The organism is Dyella caseinilytica, assembly GCF_016865235.1.
GTDB lineage: Bacteria > Pseudomonadota > Gammaproteobacteria > Xanthomonadales > Rhodanobacteraceae > Dyella_B > Dyella_B caseinilytica.
The window spans coordinates 1,668,976-1,692,310 of sequence record NZ_CP064030.1 but is presented as its reverse complement, the minus strand read 5'-3'; the positions used below and the strand labels follow the sequence as shown (position 1 = coordinate 1,692,310).

The following is a 23,335-nucleotide window of genomic DNA, read 5'->3' as shown; positions in this document are numbered from 1 at the left end:
CGGTGGCAACACCGCCCCGTTGCTTTTGTGAAACTCGATCATCGCAACGCTGTCTGTACCCCTATCCATTACCGCAAGAAGGGGAAGACGATGCGCAGCCTGATGCAGCACCTCTACCGGAACAAGGGATTCATTACCTTCATGCTCTGCATGATCATGTTCCGCAGCGCGCTCGCTGACTGGAGTGTCGTCCCTACCGGCTCCATGCAACCGACCATTCAGATTGGCGACCGCATTTTGGTGGACAAGGCAGCCTACGACATCCGCGTACCGCTCACACATATCTCGCTCATCCATCTGGCTGATCCGCAACGCGGCGACATCGTGGTACTCGATTCACACGCTGCTAATGAGCGCCTGGTAAAGCGCGTCATCGGCCTTCCCGGCGACGAAGTCGCCCTGCGCGACAACATGCTCTACATCAATGGCGTGGCCGCCACCTACTCGCCCGTCAACGTGCAAGGCATCCACGACGATCAGCAGGATCCTGCCCGGTACGAAATGGAAAGCCTGGGCCACCTGCAACACCTGATCCGGCTTTCGATCTATCGACCCAGCGAGATGCGTGATTTCGGTCCGATTACCGTACCGACCGGCCAATATCTGTTGATGGGTGACAATCGCGACAACAGCATGGATTCCCGCTACCTGGGCTTCTTCCCCCGTAACGAAATCGTGGGGCGATCCCGCTATGTGGCGATGTCGCTGGATCCGAATCACGATTACCTGCCACGCAAGCAGCGCTTTGGGGCCCGCCTTGACGTTCCCAGCCCCTCGCCTCGATAAATCCCGAACCAGGCAGTTGTCAGGCCCAGGGCGAGCACGTATCATGTCCGGCTCGCGCTGACCAACGCGCACCTTTTCGGAGAGGTGGCAGAGTGGTCGAATGTACCTGACTCGAAATCAGGCGTACGTGTAAGCGTACCGTGGGTTCGAATCCCACCCTCTCCGCCAGATACGCAAAAAGCCCCCTCGTGGGGCTTTTTGCGTATCTGGCGGTGGCGGCGGGTGATTTGGATAAGAGCTATCGGTTCGACAAAGACAGCCGGAGGCTGGTCCTGAAGCGCCACTCACGGAGGGTGGTGCCCATAGACGTGCAGAACAATCCACCTGCATGCGCCTCAAGACAACCATCAAGAAAGTGTTTTGAACATGTGACCGCGCTCAATATCCAAACCATTCTGTGAATCACCACACAAAATTTTTGCGCCACGCATCCACATCCGGCATGCTGCGCCTATCTAATCAGCAGATGCCCATGATCGAGTTCGGACACGGAACCCACGTTGGATTGCGCCGCACGCGCAATGAAGACACGTATTGCGCCGACGCGGCGCTAGGCCTGTTTCTAGTTGCCGACGGCATGGGTGGGCATCAGCACGGGGAAGTGGCTTCAGCATTGGCGCGCGATGCGGTGATCGAAGGTGTGCGCCGCGGTTTGCCGCTGGCTGAAGCCGTGCATGGCGCAGCCGCTCGCGTGCTTGAACGCGCACAGCGCTACGACGATGCGCTCCCCATGGGCACTACCATCGTGGCGCTCCGCCTATCCGAGCAGAACTACGAAATAGCCTGGGTGGGCGACAGCCGCATCTATCAGTGGAAGAACGGGCTGCGTCAGGTCAGCCACGATCACTCCTTGGTGCAGAGTCTGGTTGACGCTGGCCTAATCGAGGAGTCCCAAGCTCGGCGGCATCCACAACGCAATGTGCTGACCCAGGCGTTGGGCATCACTGCGCTAGAGCAATTGCATATCAGCCTGGCCAAAGGACAACTCACGCCCGACATGAGCTTCCTCATCTGCAGCGATGGCCTTACCGAAGAAGTGAACGACAACGCCATCGCCAACATGGTTGGCCGACAAGATCTGGCCGCACAGGAATGCGTCGATCATCTGCTGCTGGCCGCCCTCGATGCGGGCGGCAGCGACAACGTCACCGCGATTCTCGCCCGCAACCGCTAAATCAGCGCCTGTTTGGCGGCTCTTAGCCCTCGACTTCCACCCGGCGCCACACCGATTGACCACCGGCGCTTTTGTCCAGGGCATCCAATCGCTTGCCGTGCGCGTCAAGTTCGTCCTGGCTGGCGCGCAGCACCCGCGGGCGGCGGGCGAGCACCAGCGGCGTGACCACCGAGCGTTCGCCGGTTTCGTTTGCGCCTTCAAATCCCAGGTCGAGTACGACCTGGCCAGACGTCATCGCGAGATAAACATCAGCGAGCAGCTGCGCGTCGATCAAGCCCCCGTGCAGGCCACGCGCAGAGTTGTCCACGCCAAGGCGCTTGCAGAGTGCATCGAGGCTGTTGCGCTGGCCGGGATAACGCTCGCGCGCCATGGCCAGGGTATCCAGCACGGGACAACGGTCCCTGATACGCCCGTAGTGCGCGCCCGCGCGCGCTAACTCGGCATCCAAAAAGCCAACGTCGAAGGTCGCGTTGTGGATGATCAGTTCAGTGCCATCGATGAATGCCAGAAACTCCTCGACGATGTCCTCGAAGTGCGGCTTGTCGAGCAGAAATTCATCCTCAATACCCGTTACTTCGCGGGCACCTTCATCGATGGCACGATCCGGATTGAGGTAGGTCTGGTAATGACGACCGGTGGGTCGGCGCTCAATCAACTCGACGCAGGCGATTTCAATCAGGCGGTGGCCCTGACGTACTTCGAGGCCGGTGGTTTCGGTATCGAGAACGATCTGTCTCATGCCTTTTCCTTGAATTGCTCTGCCTGTTCGCGTGCAGCCTGATCGACGCGCTCGTTTTCAACATGACCGGCGTGGCCCTTTACCCACTGCCAACGTACCTGATGCGGTGCTACCGCGGCGGAAAGCCGTTGCCATAGATCCTGGTTCTTTACCGGTTTCTTATCGGCGGTGCGCCAGCCGTTGCTGATCCAGCGCGGCACCCATTCTTCCATGCCCTGCATGACGTAACGCGAATCGGTGGTGACCTTGACGCTGCACGGGCGCGTCAAAGCTTCGAGCGCGCTGATTGCGGCTAGCAGTTCCATCCGGTTGTTGGTGGTCTGAGCCTCGCCGCCGCTCAGCAAACGCTCCGTTCCCTTGGCTCTCAACAGTGCCGCCCAGCCTCCCGGACCGGGATTGCCGAGGCACGCGCCATCGGTAAACGCTTCTACATCCGCCACTCGTTCTGCTCCGTCTTCTTCTGAATTGAGGTGTGTCTTCGAAACGCGCCATCAACTGACCGAATTGCGCCGCGCACCGGGAGCAAGGCCGGCTCGCACCGGCGGCGTCACTGGCTTGGGGCGCAGCCGCGTCGGTACGTTCATCGGGCCCTGCTTGCGCGCCACCAGTACATAGCCGCCGCCAAGCAAGGCCGGCGCATCAGCTTGTCCGTTCGAGGGTACTGGCAACGCTCGCCCTACCCGCTGTACCCGCTCGATCTGCAGTTCTGCCCGGCGCAGCCTGACTGCCAACTGCATGGGAGACGTGGCATGCGAATCGCTGCCACGCGTATGCCAAAGCCACCAGGGTGTCCAGCCGCTCAACGGATTGATCCCCGTAAGCACCAGCATGCCGCCTGGCGCCAGCACGCGAATGATCTCGTCCAGCGAAAGGGAAGCAGGCTCCAGAGCGTGGCGCAGGAGGATCAGATCGAAAGCCCGGTCTATAAACGGCAACGGCTCGCTGGCACTGGCCTGGACATCGCCCCGGAATCGTCCCTGCGCGAGCCGGAGCGTCACCCACTGGCCCAGATAGGGTGGATTGGGTGGCGCATCCTGGGCGGCGGCGGAGAGCAGCAGCGCCCGAGTACCTGCGCAACGGCGCAGATCCGGCAGGTAGGCTACCGTTTCATCGGCCATGAGACCACGCATGGGCGCACTTGCGTAGATATCGTGGGCGCGCTGTGGCATGGAACGAGGGCCTGTCGCGGGGGCGGGGTCAGGCTGCGAGTTTACCGGCTGGCTTCACAAAGACGAACCAGTCCGCAACAGGATTCGAACGATATTTCGATTAACGGATATCTAACTACCTGTCGTCCCTAGGGTTTTATAGTCCCCAGTCGCGCGCATGCCGGACGCCTGCGTCAGTCGATACGAAGAAACAGAGCGGAGTACGCCCTTGCACGTCGTACCGTTACCGGCGCTTGCCGACAACTACATCTGGCTGCTGCATAACGACAGCGGCCAAGCCATCGTGGTGGATCCGGGCGAAGCCAGCCCGGTGGAAGCGGCACTCGCCTCTCGCGGCTTGACCCTGCGCGCTGTCCTGCTGACGCATCATCACGCCGATCACATCGGCGGTGCCGGCCAGCTGCGAGACCGCTACGGCATTCCCGTCTATGCGCCTGACGATGACCGCATCGAGATCGCGACGCATCGGGTGCACGACGGCCAGACGCTGGAACTCCAACAGCCATCTGCACGCTTCAAAGTTATCGCCGTGCCGGGCCACACGCTGAGCCATATCGTTTACGTTGGCGAAGGCGTATTGCTCTGTGGCGACACCTTATTCAGCCTCGGCTGCGGCCGCATGTTCGAGGGCACGCCCACGCAGATGCTGTCATCACTACAGCGTCTTGCCTCCCTGCCCGGCGACACATTGGTGTGTTGCGGCCACGAATACACCGCTGCAAACGGCCGCTTTGCGCAAACCATCGAGCCCGATAATGCGGCACTGAAGCAGCGACTGGATGAAGTGACCAGGCTTCGAGCCGAACACCGTCCGAGCCTGCCCGCCACGTTGTCGAGCGAACTGGCGTGCAATCCTTTCCTGCGCGTGGATAGTGAGAGCGTGATCGACTGGTGTCGCCGGCATGGTGCAGCGAATGATCCTGTCGCTCGTTTCGCCGCGCTGCGGTCCGCCAAGGACGCATTCCGCGCATGAAACACACGCAACGACTTCTTCCCGTTGCGCTTGCCTCGTTACTGGCGGCATGCGCGACACCACCGACGACTGGCCCGACGCACGCGCCCGCGACGACAGTTACGCCAACCCAAGCCCCTGCGCCGACACCAGCGCCTGCACCCCAGGCAGCGGCAACGCCTGCTTCGCAGCCGGAAACGGTAGATGTCTGGGACAGGTTGCGCGGCAGCTTCGCCATGTCCGATTGCGATGCCGATCCGCAGATCATGGTATGGGCGCATCGCTATACGCAAAATCCTCAGCGCTTTGAAACACAGATGAATCAGGTGCTGCCGCAGCTCATCTATGTGCAGCAAGTCGCTGAGAAATACGACGTAGCCGGTGAATTCGCCCTGTTGCCGTGGGTGGAAAGCCAGTACCGGCCCGTGCCGGGACATCGCAATCTTCCTGTTGGTATCTGGCAAATCGTTAGCAGTACCGCGCACGTGATCGGATTGCATACGGATCGCGGCTATGACGGGCGCCTGGATACAGCCGCCTCGACTGACGGCGTCATGCGCATGCTGCACGATTACCACGACAACCTGCATGACTGGCGCTTGGTGGATTACGCCTTCAACCGCGGCGAATTCGGCATGCAGAAGCTGGTTCAGCAGCATGGCCTACCCCCAGACGAACCGGCCATTCCGAACCTGCCGGTACCGCGCGTCACACGTGAACATCTGACCAAGCTGCTGGCCATTTCCTGCGTGGTGCGCGACCCCGGACGATTCAATGTGGAATTACCCACGCTGGCGCCAGATCAGCATCTGGAGGCGGTGCAAGTCAGCCACAGCATGACGCTGTCCCATGCAGCCAGCAGTGCCGGCATGGATGCCGACACGCTCAAGCAACTGAATCCTGCTTTGCTTACAGGTAACGTGGATAACAACACGCCGGGGCACCTGTTGTTGATGCCGCATCGTAACGCCGAGCAGTTGCGCACCGCGTTGCAGATAGCCAACGACCAGGGCATGACGGCCAGCCTATCTGACAACAATCCGCCGCCGCCCATGCTTGCGGATGCACCTGCCATCACCGACGACAGTTCCAACACGTCAACCAAGCCGCACCACGCCCGCACTCACACGGTGCGCTCGGGAGAAAGCTTGTGGCAGATCGCCAAAAATTACTCCACGAGCGTAAGCAAGATTGAACGCCTGAACAACTTGCACGGCAAGCCGCTTAAGCCGGGGCAAGTACTCAAGCTCGATACGCCCTGAATCCCTCCGTCCTCGCGACTGCCTGCTAGACTCGCGGGAGCGAGCGCCTTCGTGTGCTGACTGATCATCTTCAGGAGGACGCATGGGATTCCTGCATGGTAAGCGAGCCCTTATCACTGGCATTGCCAGCCAGCGCTCCATCGCCTGGGGCATCGCCAACGCCATGCATCGGGAAGGCGCGCAACTTGCCTTCACCTATCCGAACGAGCGAATGAAGGATCGCGTCGACGAAGCCGCCAATGCGTTCGGCTCCAACATCGTGTTGCCCTGCGATGTTGCCGAGGATGCGCAAATCGAAAACCTGTTCGTAGCCTTGCGCAAGCATTGGGATGGTTTCGACATCCTGGTGCATTCGATTGGCTTTGCGCCACGCGAGGCCATCCAGGGAGAATTTCTGGATCACCTCACGCGCGAAAACTTCACCATCGCCCACGATATTTCCAGCTACAGTCTTGCCGCGCTGGCCAAAGCAGCGCGCCCGATGATGGCCCATCGCAATGGCGCCATCCTCACACTGACCTATCTCGGCGCAGAGCGGGCCCTGAACAACTACAACGTCATGGGACTGGCCAAGGCGAGCCTTGAAGCGAATGTGCGATACCTCGCTTACAACCTTGGTCCCGAGACGACGCGTGTCAACGCGATTTCAGCCGGGCCAATCAAAACATTGGCTGCAGCGGGCATCGCCAATTTCCGCAAGATGCTCGAACATGTGGAAGAAAACGCACCGCTGCGGCGAAGCGTGACTATCGACGAAGTCGGCAATGTCGGCGCATTCCTGTGTTCGGATCTGGCTTCAGGCATCACCGGGGAAGTGACCTATGTGGATGCGGGCTACAACATCCTCGGCATGACTGGCGTCTGAGCAACGGGTTTGTGGAAAAGAAAAAGGCGGCTCGAGGCCGCCTTTTCTCTTTTGATCATGATGATCGCTTGATCGCGATAGCGCCGATTACATGCGGTCCTTGGCGATCTGGATCTTGCTCTTCGCCTTCAGCATGTCGATGAAACCCTGGGTCTCGACACCACCGTAAGCTTGCATCATCTGGCGATACAGCTGCCGGCGATCGTCTTCCGTCAACTTGGAAAGATCGCCGCCTTCGACTTTGTCGACCGCGAGCACGGCATAAGCGCCATTGCCCATCGAAACGTCCGCGTATTGCGACTTGCCATCGGCCGGGTGCGGGGTGACAAAGGCTTGGTCAAGAATCGGCTGCGGCGCGCCCTGCTGAACGCGCTGGGCTTGCGTGATGGTCTGCACATCAGCGTGCTCGGCCTTGGCCAGCGTCGCCATGTCTTCACCCTTGTTCAGGCGTTGGGCCAACACTTCAGCCTTCTGCTTGGCGGCATCAGCGATGCGCTGGTCGAGGATCTTCTGCACGATCGCATCATGCACTTCGGCAACCGGCTTGGGAGAAGCCGGCACGTGCTTGTCGAGGCGCACCACCACCGAATCGGTCTTGCTCAGATCGACCAAGCTGGAGTTATTGCCGGAATTCAATACGTCGCTGGAGAATGCCGCCGCAATCACCTTCGGATTGGCAGCAATGCCTTCCCCGCCGCTGTGACCGAACAGCGGAGTTTCCTTGATCTGCAACTGCAACGCCTGGGCAGCCGGCTCAAGCGAGCCCGGATTCTGCGATGTGAGATCGGTCATCTTGCCAGCGGCATCGTTGTAGGCGCGATCATGATCGGCTGAGGTCGCTTCCTTGAGCAGTTGGTCGCGAACCTGTTCGAACGGCTTGGTCTGGCCACTGCGCACGTCGCGCAGATAGATGATGTGATAGCCCTCATCGGACAGCACCGGCTTGGAGATCTGACCCTTCTGCAGCGCGAACATGGCCGACTCGAAGGCTGGATTGGTAACGCCCTTCTGCAGCCAGCCGAGATCGCCACCCGTAAGGCGGGAACCGACGTCATCCGAATCCTGCTGCGCCAGCTTGGCAAAATTTTCCGGCGTGGCTTCGGCAGCAATCTTCTCGGCCTTGTCCAGCGCAACCTTCTGCTGGGCCGGTGTCGCATTCTTCGGCACGTTGATCAGGATGTGCGAAACCTCGCGTTGTTCCGGCAAGCCGAAACGGGCGATTTCATCCTGGTAGCGCTTTTTGAGATCGTCGTCGGAGGGTTGCGATTCCGGCTTCAGATCGGCGCCATTCACTTCGATGTACTTCAGCGACACCTGTTCTGGATTCATGAAATCCGCCTGGTGCGCTGTGTAGTAATCCTGCACCTGTGCATCGGTGACTTGGCTATCGGCTGGCGCTTCATGCGGCAACACGAAATAGCGAATGTCACGGCGCTGGAGCTTGATATCCAGGTAACGGTCGATATCGGTCTGGGTGACGATGGTGCTACCGCTGATGGCATCCGGCAGCAAGCCACTTTCCAGCGACGTGCGAATGTTGCTCTGGAACATATCGGGCGTCATGCCGGCAGCGGCGAGCTGCGCGCGATACATGTCCGCATTGAACTGGCCGTCAACCTGGAAAGCAGGATTGGCAGCGATGGTGTCGCGCAACGACTGATCCGACACGCGCATGCCGAGGTCTTCGTTGGCTTGCAAAATCAATTGCTGGCCGATCAGCTCGTCCAGCACCTGTTGCTTGAATTCGGGTTTGTCGAACACGCTCGGATCGAACTGGTCACCCATCTGCGCACGCTGCTGCTGACGGATGCGGTTCATGGTGTCCTGGTATTGCTGCTGGCTGATCTCGCGCTTGCCGACTTTGGCGACGAAGGTTTCAGACTGTGAGCTGAAGTAACCCTCGATGCCGAAGAATGACATGGCAAATACGGCGATGCCCAGCACCACAATGGCTGGCCATCCCTGCATTTTGTCGCGTAGTGATTGCAGCATAGATCTTCCCGCGATGTTGTTGGCGCGTTTCCGCGCATGTCCTAAACAACAAGGGCGCCACGGGGGCGCCCTTGCAGACCGTGGCGGAGCGGACGGGACTCGAACCCGCGACCTCCGGCGTGACAGGCCAGCATTCTAACCGACTGAACTACCGCTCCACATACTGGTGGGCGCTGTAGGGATCGAACCTACGACCCTCGCCTTGTAAGGGCGACGCTCTACCGCTGAGCTAAGCGCCCGCAACCAAGCGGGCCGCTTAGTTTACGGCGTCCTTGAGTCCCTTGCCAGCCTTGAACGCCGGAATCTTCGAAGCGGCGATCTTGATCTCTTCGTTGGTGCGAGGATTGCGACCGGTACGGGCGGCACGCTCGCGCACGGTGAAGGTGCCGAAGCCGACAACCGCCACGTCGTCGCCATTCTTCAGGGCCTCTTGCACGGTCTCGAAGAAAGCTTCGAGGGCACGACCGGCGTCGGTCTTGGACAGTTCGGCTTTTTGGGCGACGGCATTGATCAGATCGGTTTTATTCATTGAGTTACTCCCTTAAACAGGTATTCGGCCCGCGGATAGGTATGGGACGGGACAACGCAGGAAAGGATTGAAAGGATTCTACGGAAGGCGTTGCCACGCGATCCCGCATCACTGTGCATGCTGGCGCAGCCCCAGGATGGCGGTGAGCCTTTATACCAGCGGCTCCAAGGGTCCGCAATACAAGCATTACCAACGCTTTGCGGGGGTTCAGCGGTATCTTCTCTCACACAGACGCACACCGCACAACCGCCACTTGCGTGACGGTATTGCACGGTGTGAAAGAGGCGACACGGAAAACGTGTCGCCTATCGCAATCTCTGGGGGGAGCCCCTGCGCTTAATGGGTACGTGTAGGCGCTTCAGTTGTTTCGTCGTGCGTACCCGCCTCAGCCGATGCTGACGCAGGCTCTGCATCCGTCTTGGCGGGCAGCGGCTGCAGCGGACGCTCCAATGCGATGTCGAGTACTTCGTCGATCCAGCGCACGGGGTGAATATCCAGCGATCCGGTAATGTTTTCCGGAATATCCGCCAGATCCTTGCGATTTTCGTCCGGGATGATCACGGTGGTGATGCCACCGCGATGAGCCGCCAGCAGCTTCTCTTTCAAACCGCCAATTGGCAGCACGCGACCGCGCAGTGTGATCTCGCCGGTCATGGCCACTTCGGAGCGGACAGGCACCTTGGTCAAGGCCGACACCAACGCCGTGCACATCGCGATGCCCGCGCTGGGACCATCCTTCGGGGTAGCACCTTCCGGCACGTGGATGTGCAGGTCGAGTTTCTCGTGGAAATCCGGCTCGATGCCCATGCGGCTGGCACGTGCGCGCACCACGGAAAGCGCCGCCTGGATCGACTCCTTCATCACGTCACCGAGCTGACCGGTATGCACCAGACGGCCCTTGCCGGGGACGATCGACGATTCGATGCTGAGCAAATCACCGCCGACCTGAGTCCAAGCCAGACCCGTCACGAGACCAACCTCGTTCTGCTGCTCCTTGCGACCAAAGTCGAAGCGGCGCACGCCAAGATAATGATCGAGATTATCGGAGTCCACCCGCACCTTACTTGGTGCAGCCTTGGCCTTGCCCTTCTTGGTTTCGGGTTTTGCCTTCTCTGCGGCCTTCTTGTGTTCACCCAGGGTCAGCTGTTTGACCACCTTGCGACAGATCTTGGAAATCTCGCGCTCAAGATTGCGCACGCCGGATTCGCGCGTGTAGTAACGCACGATATCGCGCACCGCTTCCTCGTCGACACTAAGCTCTTCAGGCTTGAGGCCGTTCGCCTTGATCTGCTTCGGCAGCAGATACTTTTGCGCGATGCCAAGCTTCTCATCCTCGGTATAACCGGGAATGCGAATGACTTCCATGCGATCAAGCAGCGGGCCTGGGATGTTGAGTGAGTTGGCCGTTGCAATCCACATCACTTCAGAAAGATCGAGATCGACTTCCAGATAGTGATCGTTGAATGTGTGGTTCTGTTCCGGATCGAGCACTTCCAGCAGTGCTGAGGACGGATCACCGCGGAAGTCCATCGACATCTTGTCGATTTCGTCGAGCACGAACAGTGGATTCTTGGTGCCCACTTTGTTCATGTTCTGCACGATGCGACCCGGCATCGAACCGATGTAGGTACGGCGATGGCCACGGATCTCTGCTTCGTCGCGCACGCCACCGAGGCTCATGCGAACGAACTTTCGGTTCGTCGCCTTGGCGATCGACTGGCCGAGCGAGGTCTTACCTACGCCAGGCGGACCGACCAGGCAGAGGATCGGGCCCTTCATGGCACTGACGCGCTGCTGCACAGCGAGGTATTCAAGGATGCGCTCTTTGACCTTCTCCAGACCGAAGTGGTCGGTGTCGAGCACTTCCTGCGCCAATGCGAGATCCTTGCGCACCTTGCTGCGCTTCTTCCACGGCACGCCGATCAGCCAATCCAGATAATTGCGCACCACGGTGGCTTCAGCCGACATGGGCGACATCTGCTTGAGCTTGCCGAATTCCTGACGCGCCTTGGTCAACACCGGCTTGGGCATACCGGCGTCTTCGATTTTCTTTTGCAGTTCTTCGATTTCGTTCGGGCCATCCTCGCCCTCACCCAGCTCCTTCTGGATGGCCTTCATCTGTTCGTTGAGGTAGTACTCGCGCTGGCTCTTTTCCATCTGCGACTTCACGCGGCCGCGGATGCGCTTTTCCACCTGCTGCAGATCGATCTCGCCATCGACCAGACCAATCAGCAGTTCCAGGCGCTGACCGACGTCGGCCGTCTCCAGCACTTTTTGCTTTTCAGACATGCGCACAGTGAGATGCGCGGCGATCGAGTCGGCAAGACGCGAAGGATCATCGATACCCGACAAGGTCGCCAACACTTCCGGCGGTAGCTTACGGCTCTGCTTGACCAACTGTTCGAACAGCGACACCAGTGTGCGCGAAACGACATCCAGCTCGCGCTCCTTCACGTTGTAGACGGGCTCGATCACACGCGAGCGTGCGGTCAGCATGCCGCCGTCTTCGTGATATTCCTCGATCGCGACACGCGACTGCCCTTCCACCAGCACTTTCACGGTGCCGTCAGGCAGCTTTAACAGCTGCAACACGCCGGCAAGCGTGCCGATTTCGTGAAGGTCCTTCACCTCGGGATCGTCGATATCAGGACTCTTCTGCGCCACCAGCAAAATCTGGCGCTCACCTTCCATGGCACGTTCGAGGGCACGCATGGACTTATCGCGGCCGACGAACAACGGAATCACCATGTGTGGATAGACCACGACATCGCGCAGGGGCAGCACCGGCAGCGCGTCCAAAAGGGCGCCAGTGGCGACAGGATTTGCAGCACTTTTTGCCATCGCAGGAAATCTCTCGCGAAAAATGAGGCTTACGGCCCCGACACTGCGCCGAGGTCATTGACTCGTCAAGTGGAGGCGATGCGGCCAGCACTCAAGTGCTGGCCTGCTAACAAAAAACACGCGGCCCCGGCAGTTGCCCGCCGGGGCCGCGGGATGCGGATGTTGTAACAATCAGGCAGCCGCGTCGCCGCTCTCGCTGCTGATGCGTGGTTGCTGTTGCAAGTTTCCACGATAGATCAGATACGGCTCGGCCTGACCTTCGATCACTGCGTCATCCACCACAACCTTGCTGACGTGCTCCAGCGACGGCAGCTCGTACATGGTGTCCAGCAGCACTTGCTCAAGAATGGTGCGCAGACCGCGTGCACCCGTCTTGCGCTTGAGCGCCTTCTTGGCCACCGCCTGCAATGCCTCGGGACGGAATTCCAATTCGACGCCTTCCATCTCGAACAGCTTGCGGAACTGTTTCGTCACAGCGTTGCGCGGCTCGGTAAGAATCTTCACTAGCGCCGGTTCGTCCAGTTCGTCCAGCGTCGCCACAACAGGCAGGCGACCGACGAATTCCGGAATCAGACCGAAACGCACCAGATCCGAAGGCTCGACTTCGGCCAGCACCTTACCGAGATTTTCCGTGCGCTCTTTCGAACGTACTTCGGCGGAGAAGCCAATGCCCGTGGTTTCCGAGCGCTGCTGGATAACTTTTTCCAGACCTGCGAACGCGCCACCGCAGATGAACAAGATGTTCTTGGTATCGACCTGCAGAAATTCCTGCTGCGGATGCTTGCGGCCACCCTGCGGCGGCACCGAGGCGAGTGTGCCTTCGATCAGCTTCAGCAGCGCCTGCTGCACACCTTCACCGGACACGTCACGAGTGATCGACGGGTTCTCGCTCTTGCGCGAGATCTTGTCGATTTCGTCGATGTAGACGATGCCCGACTGCGCCTTCTCGACGTCGTAGTCGCACTTCTGCAACAGCTTTTGGATAATGTTCTCGACATCCTCGCCCACATAGCCGGCTTCGGTCAGCGTGGTGGCGTCGGCGATCGTGAACGGAACGTTGAGCAGGCGCGCGAGCGTTTCCGCCAGCAGCGTCTTGCCCGAACCGGTCGGACCGATCAGCAAGATGTTGGACTTGCCCAGCTCGATATCGTCACTGCGCTGGCGAGATTCCATCCGCTTGTAATGGTTGTAGACCGCGACGGCGAGCGCCTTTTTGGCACGCGTCTGCCCGACCACGTACTGGTCGAGGGTCTCCATGATTTCCTTGGGCTTGGGCAGCTGGCTGCGCCCTGAGGCGGCCTTCTCCTCAAGCTCCTCACGGATGATGTCGTTGCACAGCTCCACGCACTCGTCGCAGATGAACACGGACGGACCCGCGATCAGCTTGCGTACTTCATGCTGGCTCTTGCCGCAGAAGGAGCAGTAGAGAATCTTGCCGCTGTCGTTGGAACGGCCCTGCCGCTCGTCGCTCATTCGTTTGATCCTGCTGATAAATCCCGGTTACGGGTCGAGAATAGCACAGGGTCCCGCGTCCGCACCCGGACGCGGGACCCCTGTCTGCCTAAAGCTTGAGATCGGCGGAAATCAGGCCGACTTGACCGTTTCGACGGCACGACGGTCCAGCACGTCGTCGATCAGGCCGTATTCCTTGGCAACCTCGGCGCTCATGAAGCGGTCACGCTCCATATCCCGCTCGATCTTCTCCAGGGGCTGCCCGGTATGCTGAACGTAAATGTCGTTCAGGCGACGGCGCAGGTACAGGATTTCCTGGGCCTGGATCTCGATATCGGTGGCCTGGCCACGGGCGCCGCCCGATGGCTGGTGGATCATTACCCGCGAATTGGGTAGCGAGTAGCGCTTGCCCTTGGCCCCGGCCATCAGCAGCAGGGAGGCGGCGCTGCAGGCCTGGCCGATGCACATGGTGCTGACGTCAGGCTTGATGAATTGCATGGTGTCGTAGATCGCCAAACCGGCCGTGACCGCGCCACCCGGACTGTTGATGTACAGATGGATGTCCTTGTCGGGGTTTTCCGACTCCAGGAACAGCATCTGCGCCACCAGCAAATTGGCCACCTGGTCGTTCACTTCACCGACCAGGAAGATCACGCGCTCCTTCAACAGGCGCGAGTAAATGTCATACGAACGTTCGCCGCGAGCGGTCTGCTCGACAACGATCGGCACCAGGTTGAGGTTCTGGATCGGGTCCATGGCCATGCGTGTGACTCTCCGCGTGTGGGGACTGTAGGGCGATTCGTCGAATCAGGTCTGACTATAGCCGGACCTGATCGAATCGTCTCAGGCGCCGACCGGACGCATCACTTCGTCGAAGCTCAGGTTCTGCACGGTGCTGTTGGCATGTTCTGCCACCCACTCGGCCACCTGGTCTTCCATCACGCGATTTTGCAGTCCAGACATCAATTGGGGATCCCCGTTGTACAGTTCAATGACCTTCTCCGGCTCTTCGTAGGTGGAGGCAATCGCCGCGAGCTGTTCGGCCAGGCGGGTGCGGTCCAGCTTGAGTTCCTGCTTGCGGGCGATTTCGCCCATCAGCAGTCCGGCGATCACGCGCATGCGCGCGGTAGGCATCGCCGAATCGATGAGCTGCGGCGGAGGCTGCTGGCCGCGCGGTACGCTGCCGGCGGCAAGATTGCGCGCCTCGGACTGCACCATCAGGTTCGGCACTTCCAACTCTTTGTGCGTCTCGGCCAGCTTCTCGGCCACCTGCGCCTTCAGACGAGCCATCAGCGCCGCCTTCAGTTCGCGCTCGAGGTTGGCGCGCACTTCCTTGCGGAAGTTGTCCAGGTTGCCGTCGGTGATGCCGAACAACTGAATGAACTCGGCATCGATTTCCGGCAGCTTCTGTTCCTGCACTTTCACGATCTTGAAGTTGACCTTGGCGGTCTTGCCGGCCAGCTGATCGTTGCGAAAATCTGCCGGGAATTCGATATCGGTCTCGAACTCTTCACCCGACTTGCGGCCAACCAGCGCGGCATCCAACGCCTTAAACAGCGTGCCCGAACCGATCACGCTGCCCGCACGCTCCAGGCCTTCGGCCGGGAAGCGATAGTCACCGGCGACAGCGGCGTATTCGAACATCACGAAGTCGCTTTCGGCCGAAACGCGCTCGACTTCCTCGAAACTGCGGCGCTGCTGGCGCAGCGTCTCGATCATCTTCTCGATGTCGGCATCACTGACTTCCGCCACCGGGCGGCTGATTTCCAGCGCAGCGACGTCGATTTCAGGAAATTCCGGCATCACTTCGAACGTCGCCGTGTAAGCGATTTCACCGTTCTCCGGCTGCCCTGTGGTATCGATCGCCGGATTGGCGACCGGACGCAGGTTTTCCTTCTCGAAGGCCTCGCGCAGCGTGCTGCCGATCAAGTCCGAGAGTACTTCGCCGCGGACCTGCGCGCCGAAACGCTGCTGGATCACATTGGCGGGCACCTTGCCGGGACGGAAGCCCTTCAGGCGTACCGTGCGGCTCATTTCGGCGATACGAGCGCTGACCTGCGTCTCGAACCGCTCTGCCGGAAATTTGACCGTGAGCTTGCGCTCAAGCTTGCCGACGTTTTCAACGGAAAACTGCATGACGTCTCCTGGAATTACCTGTGAAGGCCCGTAACGGCGCCGCGGCGGCCCCGGCCGCCCGCAAAATCAAACTCAAGGCCGGTGGTGCGAAAGAAGGGACTCGAACCCTTACGGGGGTTACCCGCTGGAACCTAAATCCAGTGCGTCTACCAATTCCGCCACTTTCGCATCGTCTGCCGGATTGCAACCCACAGATTTTCAACGATTTTCACCGGAAAGACCGGATTCGTGGAAAAACTGTCGGGCCGCGACCCTAAGTCGATGATTACCTTATGCCAAGCCATCCATTTTAAGTAGGAGCGGCAGGCCCGCACAAGCACTGAATGCCCTTGCTGGGCTGCAAATGATCAGATCACGCCAATTAGGAAATCGAGTGTGGCCCTGCCGGGGGCCCGTTGTACGGCAAGATTGTCGTGAGACTGATGCCCAGGTCTCTGGCGTTGCCGATCAAATTCCCATGAATACTGAGGTTGGCGGCCGTTTGGAGGCTTGCGGTTCGTACGTAGAAAATATGCGGCATCTCCTTGACCCGCACTGCGCACGGACTATGTGCAGTCAAAAACACAATCACCAAACCGAAGCGACCGCCGTCCTTGACAAAACTTCGCCGTCGATCCGCTTCGTTGGCTTTGGAAGCAGTAGACGAGCAGGTCAGCATGGCCTCGGATCAGTGGATCGAAATGCGAGCCAAAGAAATAGGCATCCAATTTGCGCATGGCACCTGATTCAATATCCAGCCAGCGATCAAAGCTACCGCGGAGCCGTTTGAACAAATACAAGCTGCCATATACTGGCAGGGCTTAAGGGGATAGTTAAATCGGAGCCCCCTTACAACCAGGGAGAAATATGTAATGAAGTCACGTTTCGCTAGGATTGCTGTTATCGGACTGATGCTCACACTGGGGGCGGTGCCGCTCCAGTTGCTTACCACTTCTACTGCTTTCGCACAGGCCTCCGGCACTACTGCGATGACCAACGCAGATGTCGTCAAGCTGGCCAAGCTAGGTTTCAGCTCGGAAGTAATCAAGGAGAAGATCGACGGAGCATCCGCCGTCAATTTCAAGCTGGAGGTCGATGACCTCGTGAATCTGAAGAGCTCGGGTGTTTCGCAAGATGTGATTTCTGAAATGCTAAAACGCGCCGACGGTGGCGCAGCTTCAGCGGCTGCAGGTTCGGGAACGCCACCCACGGGCGCCATGGCGGGGAATCCCTTCGATGTCACGATGGTCACGACGAACGGGGGCAATGTGCACCTGCGTGGCATATCCGGCACCATCAGCACGACGAATGCCTTTGTAACGGTGCTGGAGCATTACAACTTCCCGGGTGTTGCAGCCACCGTGCGCACGCACGATGCGCGGCCATCGTTCATCGTCAACTCGACTGACCAGCCGAAGGGGCGCATCTACATTGTGTCGGTCGAGGTGGACAAGGGTGACCAGGATCGCTCGCTGAAGCTGGGTAATTCCCGCTTTTGGGGTGGCATGAAGAACGTAGGCGCTCCGGACAAGGATAACCAGATCGCCTACGACGCGGTCGCTGTCGGCAACGGCAACCAGTGGAAACTGACGCCGACCACGGACCTGAAACCTGGCGAATATGGCCTTTATATGGGCGAGCTGTTCGATTTCGGTGTCGACGAATGATGCCTCTGGCTGCGTAAGTAGCCGGCTGGGTTCTACCGGATAGGGAGCCGTAATCGGCTCCCTTCTACACCAGATCATCGTCAATGGAAGAAGGATCTCGCGCCTTTGCGGCGCCCGCCATTCCACCACAAGCCTTGTTCGTCGCGAGCCGGCCATGCTGGCCGCTGGCCTCGACATAAAGAAAAAGGCACTTAGCTTTCGCTAAGTGCCTTTTCAATTGGTGGGCCGTGTAGGGGTCGAACCTACGACCAATTGATTAAGAGTCAACTGCTCTACCAGCTGAGCTAACGGCCCGAAAAACTACATTGTAAATACTGCAAATTGGGGTGGACGATGGGACTCGAACCCACGACAACCGGAATCACAATCCGGTACTCTAACCAACTGAGCTACGCCCACCGTAACCACGAATCTGGCGCGCCCGACAGGAATCGAACCTGCAACCGTCGGCTTAGAAGGCCGATGCTCTATCCGGTTGAGCTACAGGCGCTTGACTTAAGCAGAACACCTGCTGGTCGGGGCAGAGGGATTCGAACCCACGACATCCAGCTCCCAAAGCTGGCGCTCTACCAGGCTGAGCTATACCCCGTTTTCGAAACCCAGTCAGCTTACGCGTACCTGAGTCCTGAAATGCTACGGGTGACACTCTGGCCGGTCAATCCGTATCGAACACGCCGGACTCCAATTTTTTGTCCGGTCTCGCAAACGATGCTTTGCCTGCGATCTAGACACGATCCGAACAACATCGTGCCTTCAAAATATGGCGCGCCCGGAGAGATTCGAACTCCCGACCACCAAGTTCGTAGCCTGGTACTCTATCCAGCTGAGCTACGGGCGCATGGTTAAAACTGTCTTGCTACGACCCTACCCGAAACTCGAAAGGCGCCGAAGCCAGAAGCGGAATTATTCAGGTACAGACCACCTTCGTCAATACTCTTTGTGAAAATTTTTGAAATATTCTGTTCATGCTTCAGACAACACAGAGTAAGGACACGGCCATTTACAAGCCGTTGAGCGTGAAATCGTCGGCATCCATCCACGCCGGAAAGCGTTCGCGATGAGCCAGCAGCAGCGCTGGATCAAGCGTTACCGTCACCACTTGCTCTTGCACGCCAAGCTCCACCAGTGGCTCGCCTAGCGGATCGATAACCGCGCTATCGCCTGCGTAAGGAAGGTCATTGCCATCGGTGCCTACGCGATTTACACCGATGACGTAGGCCAAATTCTCGATAGCGCGCGCGCGCAATAGAGTTCGCCAAGGCTGCCTGCGCGGCGCAGGCCAATTGGCGACGAACAAACTCAGGTCGTATTCCATGCCGCCCGCTGCCGCTTCCAGCCGACGGTTGCGCAGCCACACCGGAAAACGCAGGTCATAGCAGACCTGCGGCAGGATGCGCCAACCTTTCAGTTCGACAATCAATCGCTCCGAGCCACCACCATAACGCGTGTGCTCGCCTGCCATGCGAAACAGGTGCCGCTTGTCGTATTGCAAGAAGCTGCCGTCGGGGCGCGCCCAGATCAATCGGTTGTAGACCTTCTCGCCTTCGCGAATGGCCAGGCTGCCTGTGATGACGGCATTCACCTCGGTCGCCAGCGCACGCAACCACGCCACGCCCTCGCCATCCATGCCTTCGGCAGCGCTGCGCGTGTCGTTGCTGAAGCCGGAAAGAAACGTTTCCGGCAACACGATCAGATCGCTCTGCCCTGCTACACGGCGCACCAGCGATCCGTAGTAGTCGCGATTGGCCGGAGCGTCATGCCAGCGTGTCGCGCCTTGCACCAGCGAGACGTTCAGAGTTTGCATAGCCGCTCCGCCGCAGCATCCATGGTGGCATCGCTCTTGGCGAAACACAGCCGCACCAGACGTGTGCCCGGTGCCTTCTCATAGAACGGCGTGAGCGGAATAGCCGCCACACCGCCCTCTTTCACCAGCCACTCACAAAACGCGAGATCGTCCTCGTCGCGAATGGCCGAATAATCCACCAACTGGAAATAACCGCCCGGCACATCCAGCAGCTTCAAGCGCGATGGCGCCAGCAGCTTACGGAAGCGATCGCGTTTGACCTGATAGAACGCCGGCAATTCCAGGTAATGCTCGGGTGTGCTGGCAAGGAATTCAGCGAATGCCACCTGGGCGGGATGGAAGGTGCAAAAGGTGAGGTACTGATGCACCTTGCGGAACTCTGCCGACAGCTTGGCGGGTGCCACGGCATAGCCAACTTTCCAGCCGGTGCAGTGATAGGTTTTGCCGAAGCTGGACACCACGATGCTGCGCTCGGCCAGCTCTGCATGACGCAACACGCTCTGGTGCTCGGCGCCGTCATACACGATGTGCTCGTACACCTCGTCCGACAGGACAATGATCGGCGTATTGCGCACGATGTCCGCCAGTTCATCCAGATCCGCCCGCGACAGCACTGCGCCGGATGGGTTGTGCGGACTGTTGATCAAGATCACGCGCGTTTTCGGCGTGATCGCATCACGCACGCGCTGCCAGTCGATCGAAAAGCTGGGCACCGTCAACGGTATGTGCACAGCTCGCGCACCTTGCAAATCGATCGCTGGTTCGTAGGAGTCGTAAGCCGGATCGAACACGATCACTTCATCGCCTGCGCGCACCACCGCGGCAATCGCTGCGAACAGGGCCTCCGTCGCACCGGACGTCACCGTGATATCACTATCCGGACTGACCTTATGCCCATAAAGCCGCTCGGTTTTGAGTGCAATCTGCTCGCGTAGCGCAGCGGTGCCAATGCCAGGCGCGTATTGGTTGAGCCCATTTGTCATGGCACGACTCACTGCATCACGCAACGCTTGCGGAGGCTCGAAGTCGGGAAAACCTTGCCCCAGATTGACCGCCTTGTGCTGCACGGCCAAATGGCTCATCACGCTGAAGATGGTGGTGCCTACTTTCGGAAGCTTGGTTTCGATGGTCATGGGCGGCAGTATGGATGTCCAAACGCGAAGACTAGCATGGTGGCTCAGGGCATCGGAGTGCCGGCAAGATCCATCGACTCCAGCGGGCGTTTCATGCATTGCTCATGCTTCACACGCGTTGCCTCCGGCAGCCGCTCCGCCAGGAAATCCACCAGCGCGCGCACGCCCGGCAGCATGCCCCGACGGCTTGGATACACGAAATGCATGACACCTTGTGGCGCGCTCCAATCGGGCAGCACCACTTCCAGCTCTCCAGCCGTAATGGCCGGCGCGCAAACAAATTCTGGCAGCAATGTGACACCCATTCCGGCTCGTGCCGCCTGGAGCAACACCGCGAAATCACCCGTGATCAAACGCGCCTGCACTTCCACGCTGACCCGGTCGCCGTTCGCATCGATTAGCTCCCAGATCTGCGCGCCTTCGTGCTCCTGCATGGACAATGCCGGCAAGCGCGCAAGGTCTTCTGGATGCTTGGGATGACCGTGCGCCTTGAGCAAGGTCGGGCTGGCCACCGGCAGCACGCGCGCCTGGCTGAAACTGCGCACGATCATGTTGGCGTCGGTATCGAGCTTGTTGCGTACGCGGATAGCGAGATCAAAGCCTTCATTGATCAGGTCTACACGGCGGTTGTTCGATAGCACCCTTACCTGCAGCTTTGGGTACTGCACCATGAACTCCGGCAGGATGTGCGCCAGCACCGTCTGCGCGATCGAGACCGGACAACTCAACCTGACCACTCCGCGCGGCTCAGCCCGCAGTTCCTCGACGGCGTCCTGGGCTGCCTGCGCCTCTTCCAGAACAGCCCGGCAATGGCTGTAGAAGCGCTCGCCCACCTCGGTAACCACGAAGCGGCGCGTGGTTCGCTGCAACAGTCGCACTCCCAGCCGGTCTTCCAACTGGGCGATACGCTTGCTGAGCCGGGACTTGGGCACGCCCAAAGCCCGGCCCGCGGCGGAGAAACCACCGTGCTCGACCACCGCCGCAAAGAAATACAGGTCGTTCAGATCCTGCATGGCACCCGGTAAAGCCGTCATTGTCGTTTCCCATTCGGAACAATAAGTTCAGAAAGACCTATCTTATCGTTCGTTTGTCCTGAATCTATCTTGTTTCCAACGTCGGACTGCCCGACTGGACTCGAGATATCATCATGAAACTGCTGCATCTTGACGCAAGCCCGCTGGGTCAGCACTCCGTATCGCGCGCGCTGACCGCCGCCGTGGTCGCCCAGATCACCCGCGAAAACCCCAACACCAGCGCGACCTATCGCGACCTCGCCACCCACGCCCTGCCGCATTGGACGCCAGTCGTCGATGCCCAAAGCGAAGCCGCCAAGCTGGGCGAGGCGGTGATGGAAGAATTCCTGGCCGCTGATGTCATCGTAATCGGCGCCCCGATGTACAACTTTTCGATCCCCAGCCAGCTGAAGGCCTGGATCGATCGCATCGCCGTCGCTGGCAAAACCTTCCGCTATTCCGAGTCCGGCGTGCAGGGCCTGGCGACCGGCAAGCGCGTGATCGTGGTTTCTTCGCGCGGCGGCGTTTACAGCGCCGGTCCGGCGACGGCCATGGATTTCCAGGAGACCTATCTGCGCACCGTGCTCGGCTTCCTTGGCGTGACGGATGTGGAGTTCATTCGCGCCGAAGGCGTAAACCTCAGCGCCGAACACAAGACCAACGCGGTGGCCGCCGCTCATATCACGATTGGCCAGCTGACCAGCAAAGCCGCCTGATCGAGCGAACGGTCAGACAAAACACTGGCCTTAGCTTAGTTTCACAGAGCGCCCATAAAGGGCGCTCTTTTTTTTTGCGCGAATGTCACGCGATCAGCGGCCAAAACGGATTTCGCCACCATCGTGATCACGATCCCAGCCGCGCAATTCGTCGCGAATATGCGCAATGCGCTGTCGTCCGAGCGCGTTGCGCTCTTCGTCCAGCACTTGGCCGTCCAGCAATTCCGCCAGACGCTGTGCCGTCGGCAACATCGCATCCCAGGCATCCAGTGCAGTGACGGCCCCCGGAAGCGCCATGAAGAAACTCAATCCTGGCGAGCGCAATGTGTCGACTCGAGTGAGGTCGAAGCTGCCCGGCTTGAGCATGTTAGCGACACTGAAGATGGGCCCCACTTCGCGCCGGCCATCGACCAGGCGGTGGTAAATGCCCATGTCGCCGTATTCAAGACCCGCTTTTTCGGCAGCGACGATCAGATCGGCACCGTTGAAGACATGCCCTTCGCGAGCCACCACAAACAACGTAACAATGCGCTCGACGGGCAACTGCGAAGGACGTTTGCCCAGGTCGGAACGTGGCGGAATGCGTGGCGTGGGTGCCGGTGCTGGAACCGCTGCCGCGGGAGTGGGAACAGGAGCCGGCGCGGCAACAGGAGGCTCATACGCTTCCACTGGTGCCGATGGCATAAATGCAGCGGGTTGCGGCGATGGTTCCGGCGGATTTACCGGCTGCGACGGCGCACGCAGTACCTCGACAATAGATGCGGCGTGACCAGTGGGCTTGGGCATCTGCGCGGAGCCATGGCGCTCGTTCGCCAGCGCCGCACCCAGCTTTTCCAATTCTTCACGCAAACCGACATCCAGCTCGCCTTGCTGAGGCGACGATGCGGAAAACAGCGGATCGCGGCGATCGTCATCCCTATCCGGGAAGGCATCGTCTTGCTCGCCCGAACCGCCCAGCGTCGGCTCACGCCGCTCCATGCTTGGCTCCGGCACGGGGCGACGCTTGCCCTGCTCTCTCCTGGGCTCACCGAACAGCCACACCAGCACGAGCAAGATCGCGCCGATGATCGTCAGCGGAATGCCGACCCATGGATTCCAAGCCAGTGCCAATTCGGTTGCAGGCATC

The 23,335-nt window shown here is 59.6% G+C and carries 20 protein-coding genes and 9 tRNA genes; 8 read left to right on the top strand and 21 right to left on the bottom strand.

Annotated elements, in window-relative coordinates:
- The first annotated feature begins 90 nt into the window (after positions 1–90).
- From lepB to ISN74_RS07320, 3 genes are all read left to right on the top strand, one after another.
- Positions 91–786: a signal peptidase I gene (gene lepB / locus ISN74_RS07330; RefSeq protein WP_188798703.1), complete on the top strand. Its 696-nt coding sequence runs from the start codon at positions 91–93 to the stop codon at positions 784–786.
- A gap of 78 nt (positions 787–864) precedes the next feature.
- Positions 865–954: transfer RNA gene (locus tag ISN74_RS07325), tRNA-Ser, on the top strand.
- A 304-nt stretch (positions 955–1,258) separates the two neighbouring features.
- Positions 1,259–1,960 (top strand): PP2C family protein-serine/threonine phosphatase, encoded by a 702-nt coding sequence (locus ISN74_RS07320; RefSeq protein WP_188798702.1) that lies wholly within the window; start codon positions 1,259–1,261, stop codon positions 1,958–1,960.
- Between the two features lie 22 nt (positions 1,961–1,982).
- Here the strand turns inward: ISN74_RS07320 and dnaQ are convergent, their stop codons facing one another.
- Genes dnaQ through ISN74_RS07305 form a run of 3 tightly spaced genes read right to left on the bottom strand, consistent with a single transcriptional unit; the run spans position 1,983 to position 3,868 of the window.
- Positions 1,983–2,699, bottom strand: a complete 717-nt coding sequence (gene dnaQ / locus ISN74_RS07315; RefSeq protein ID WP_188798701.1) for a DNA polymerase III subunit epsilon — start codon at positions 2,697–2,699, stop codon at positions 1,983–1,985.
- On the bottom strand, positions 2,696–3,139 hold the full coding sequence (gene rnhA / locus ISN74_RS07310; RefSeq protein WP_188798700.1) for a ribonuclease HI: 444 nt from the start codon (positions 3,137–3,139) through the stop codon (positions 2,696–2,698). The genes dnaQ and rnhA overlap by 4 nt, the downstream gene beginning before the upstream one ends.
- 51 nt (positions 3,140–3,190) lie before the next feature.
- Complete coding sequence (locus ISN74_RS07305) at positions 3,191–3,868, bottom strand: methyltransferase domain-containing protein (RefSeq protein WP_188798699.1); 678 nt, start codon at positions 3,866–3,868, stop codon at positions 3,191–3,193.
- A 208-nt stretch (positions 3,869–4,076) separates the two neighbouring features.
- Between ISN74_RS07305 and gloB the strand changes: the two genes are divergently transcribed.
- The 3 genes from gloB (at position 4,077) to ISN74_RS07290 (ending at position 6,947) form a co-directional block, all read left to right on the top strand.
- Positions 4,077–4,841: a hydroxyacylglutathione hydrolase gene (gloB, locus tag ISN74_RS07300; protein ID WP_188798698.1), complete on the top strand. Its 765-nt coding sequence runs from the start codon at positions 4,077–4,079 to the stop codon at positions 4,839–4,841.
- Positions 4,838–6,082 (top strand): LysM peptidoglycan-binding domain-containing protein, encoded by a 1,245-nt coding sequence (locus tag ISN74_RS07295; RefSeq protein WP_229679059.1) that lies wholly within the window; start codon positions 4,838–4,840, stop codon positions 6,080–6,082. Before gloB ends, ISN74_RS07295 begins: the two co-directional genes overlap by 4 nt.
- Before the next feature lie 82 nt (positions 6,083–6,164).
- Entirely contained in the window at positions 6,165–6,947 is a 783-nt protein-coding gene (locus ISN74_RS07290) for an enoyl-ACP reductase FabI (RefSeq protein ID WP_188798697.1), read from the top strand.
- Between the two features lie 87 nt (positions 6,948–7,034).
- On the opposite strand, the gene ISN74_RS07285 is transcribed toward ISN74_RS07290, so the two are convergent.
- From ISN74_RS07285 to ISN74_RS07245, 9 genes are all read right to left on the bottom strand, one after another.
- Entirely contained in the window at positions 7,035–8,939 is a 1,905-nt protein-coding gene (locus tag ISN74_RS07285; protein WP_188798696.1) for a SurA N-terminal domain-containing protein, read from the bottom strand.
- Between the two features lie 81 nt (positions 8,940–9,020).
- Positions 9,021–9,097, bottom strand: a tRNA-Asp gene (locus ISN74_RS07280).
- Between the two features lie 6 nt (positions 9,098–9,103).
- Positions 9,104–9,178 (bottom strand) — tRNA-Val (locus tag ISN74_RS07275).
- 17 nt (positions 9,179–9,195) lie between these two features.
- Positions 9,196–9,468: an HU family DNA-binding protein gene (locus ISN74_RS07270; protein ID WP_188798695.1), complete on the bottom strand. Its 273-nt coding sequence runs from the start codon at positions 9,466–9,468 to the stop codon at positions 9,196–9,198.
- Between the two features lie 336 nt (positions 9,469–9,804).
- The gene (gene lon, locus ISN74_RS07265; RefSeq protein WP_188798694.1) at positions 9,805–12,309 is read right to left on the bottom strand and encodes an endopeptidase La; all 2,505 of its coding nucleotides are present in this window, start codon (positions 12,307–12,309) and stop codon (positions 9,805–9,807) included.
- Positions 12,310–12,480: 171 nt separating this feature from the next.
- Positions 12,481–13,782 (bottom strand): ATP-dependent Clp protease ATP-binding subunit ClpX, encoded by a 1,302-nt coding sequence (gene clpX / locus ISN74_RS07260; RefSeq protein ID WP_188798693.1) that lies wholly within the window; start codon positions 13,780–13,782, stop codon positions 12,481–12,483.
- 111 nt (positions 13,783–13,893) lie between these two features.
- On the bottom strand, positions 13,894–14,523 hold the full coding sequence (clpP, locus tag ISN74_RS07255; RefSeq protein ID WP_203546716.1) for an ATP-dependent Clp endopeptidase proteolytic subunit ClpP: 630 nt from the start codon (positions 14,521–14,523) through the stop codon (positions 13,894–13,896).
- Positions 14,524–14,604: 81 nt separating this feature from the next.
- Positions 14,605–15,897 carry a trigger factor gene (gene tig / locus ISN74_RS07250; protein WP_188798692.1) on the bottom strand — a complete coding sequence of 431 codons (1,293 nt, stop codon included), beginning with the start codon at positions 15,895–15,897 and terminating at the stop codon, positions 14,605–14,607.
- 82 nt (positions 15,898–15,979) lie between these two features.
- Positions 15,980–16,065: transfer RNA gene (locus ISN74_RS07245), tRNA-Leu, on the bottom strand.
- A 683-nt stretch (positions 16,066–16,748) separates the two neighbouring features.
- Here ISN74_RS07245 and ISN74_RS07240 point away from each other — a divergent pair.
- The gene (locus ISN74_RS07240; RefSeq protein ID WP_188798691.1) at positions 16,749–17,543 is read left to right on the top strand and encodes a hypothetical protein; all 795 of its coding nucleotides are present in this window, start codon (positions 16,749–16,751) and stop codon (positions 17,541–17,543) included.
- 218 nt (positions 17,544–17,761) lie between these two features.
- On the opposite strand, the gene ISN74_RS07235 is transcribed toward ISN74_RS07240, so the two are convergent.
- The 8 genes from ISN74_RS07235 to ISN74_RS07200 all read right to left on the bottom strand — a co-directional run bounded on the left by ISN74_RS07235 (position 17,762) and on the right by ISN74_RS07200 (position 21,514).
- A tRNA-Lys gene (locus ISN74_RS07235) sits at positions 17,762–17,837 on the bottom strand.
- A gap of 28 nt (positions 17,838–17,865) precedes the next feature.
- A tRNA-His gene (locus tag ISN74_RS07230) sits at positions 17,866–17,942 on the bottom strand.
- Between the two features lie 14 nt (positions 17,943–17,956).
- A tRNA-Arg gene (locus tag ISN74_RS07225) sits at positions 17,957–18,033 on the bottom strand.
- Positions 18,034–18,055: 22 nt separating this feature from the next.
- Positions 18,056–18,132 (bottom strand) — tRNA-Pro (locus tag ISN74_RS07220).
- Between the two features lie 172 nt (positions 18,133–18,304).
- A tRNA-Arg gene (locus tag ISN74_RS07215) sits at positions 18,305–18,381 on the bottom strand.
- Between the two features lie 162 nt (positions 18,382–18,543).
- Entirely contained in the window at positions 18,544–19,347 is an 804-nt protein-coding gene (locus ISN74_RS07210; RefSeq protein WP_188798690.1) for an amidohydrolase, read from the bottom strand.
- Positions 19,335–20,480, bottom strand: coding sequence for a pyridoxal phosphate-dependent aminotransferase (locus ISN74_RS07205; RefSeq protein WP_188798689.1), 1,146 nt, complete (start codon positions 20,478–20,480; stop codon positions 19,335–19,337). The genes ISN74_RS07210 and ISN74_RS07205 overlap by 13 nt, the downstream gene beginning before the upstream one ends.
- A gap of 44 nt (positions 20,481–20,524) precedes the next feature.
- Positions 20,525–21,514, bottom strand: coding sequence for a LysR substrate-binding domain-containing protein (locus tag ISN74_RS07200; protein WP_188798688.1), 990 nt, complete (start codon positions 21,512–21,514; stop codon positions 20,525–20,527).
- A gap of 113 nt (positions 21,515–21,627) precedes the next feature.
- Between ISN74_RS07200 and ISN74_RS07195 the strand changes: the two genes are divergently transcribed.
- Positions 21,628–22,209 (top strand): FMN-dependent NADH-azoreductase, encoded by a 582-nt coding sequence (locus ISN74_RS07195; RefSeq protein ID WP_188798687.1) that lies wholly within the window; start codon positions 21,628–21,630, stop codon positions 22,207–22,209.
- A 93-nt stretch (positions 22,210–22,302) separates the two neighbouring features.
- Here ISN74_RS07195 and zipA read toward each other — a convergent pair whose 3' ends face one another.
- Complete coding sequence (zipA, locus tag ISN74_RS07190; protein ID WP_229679219.1) at positions 22,303–23,334, bottom strand: cell division protein ZipA; 1,032 nt, start codon at positions 23,332–23,334, stop codon at positions 22,303–22,305.
- Position 23,335: the final 1 nt, after the last annotated feature.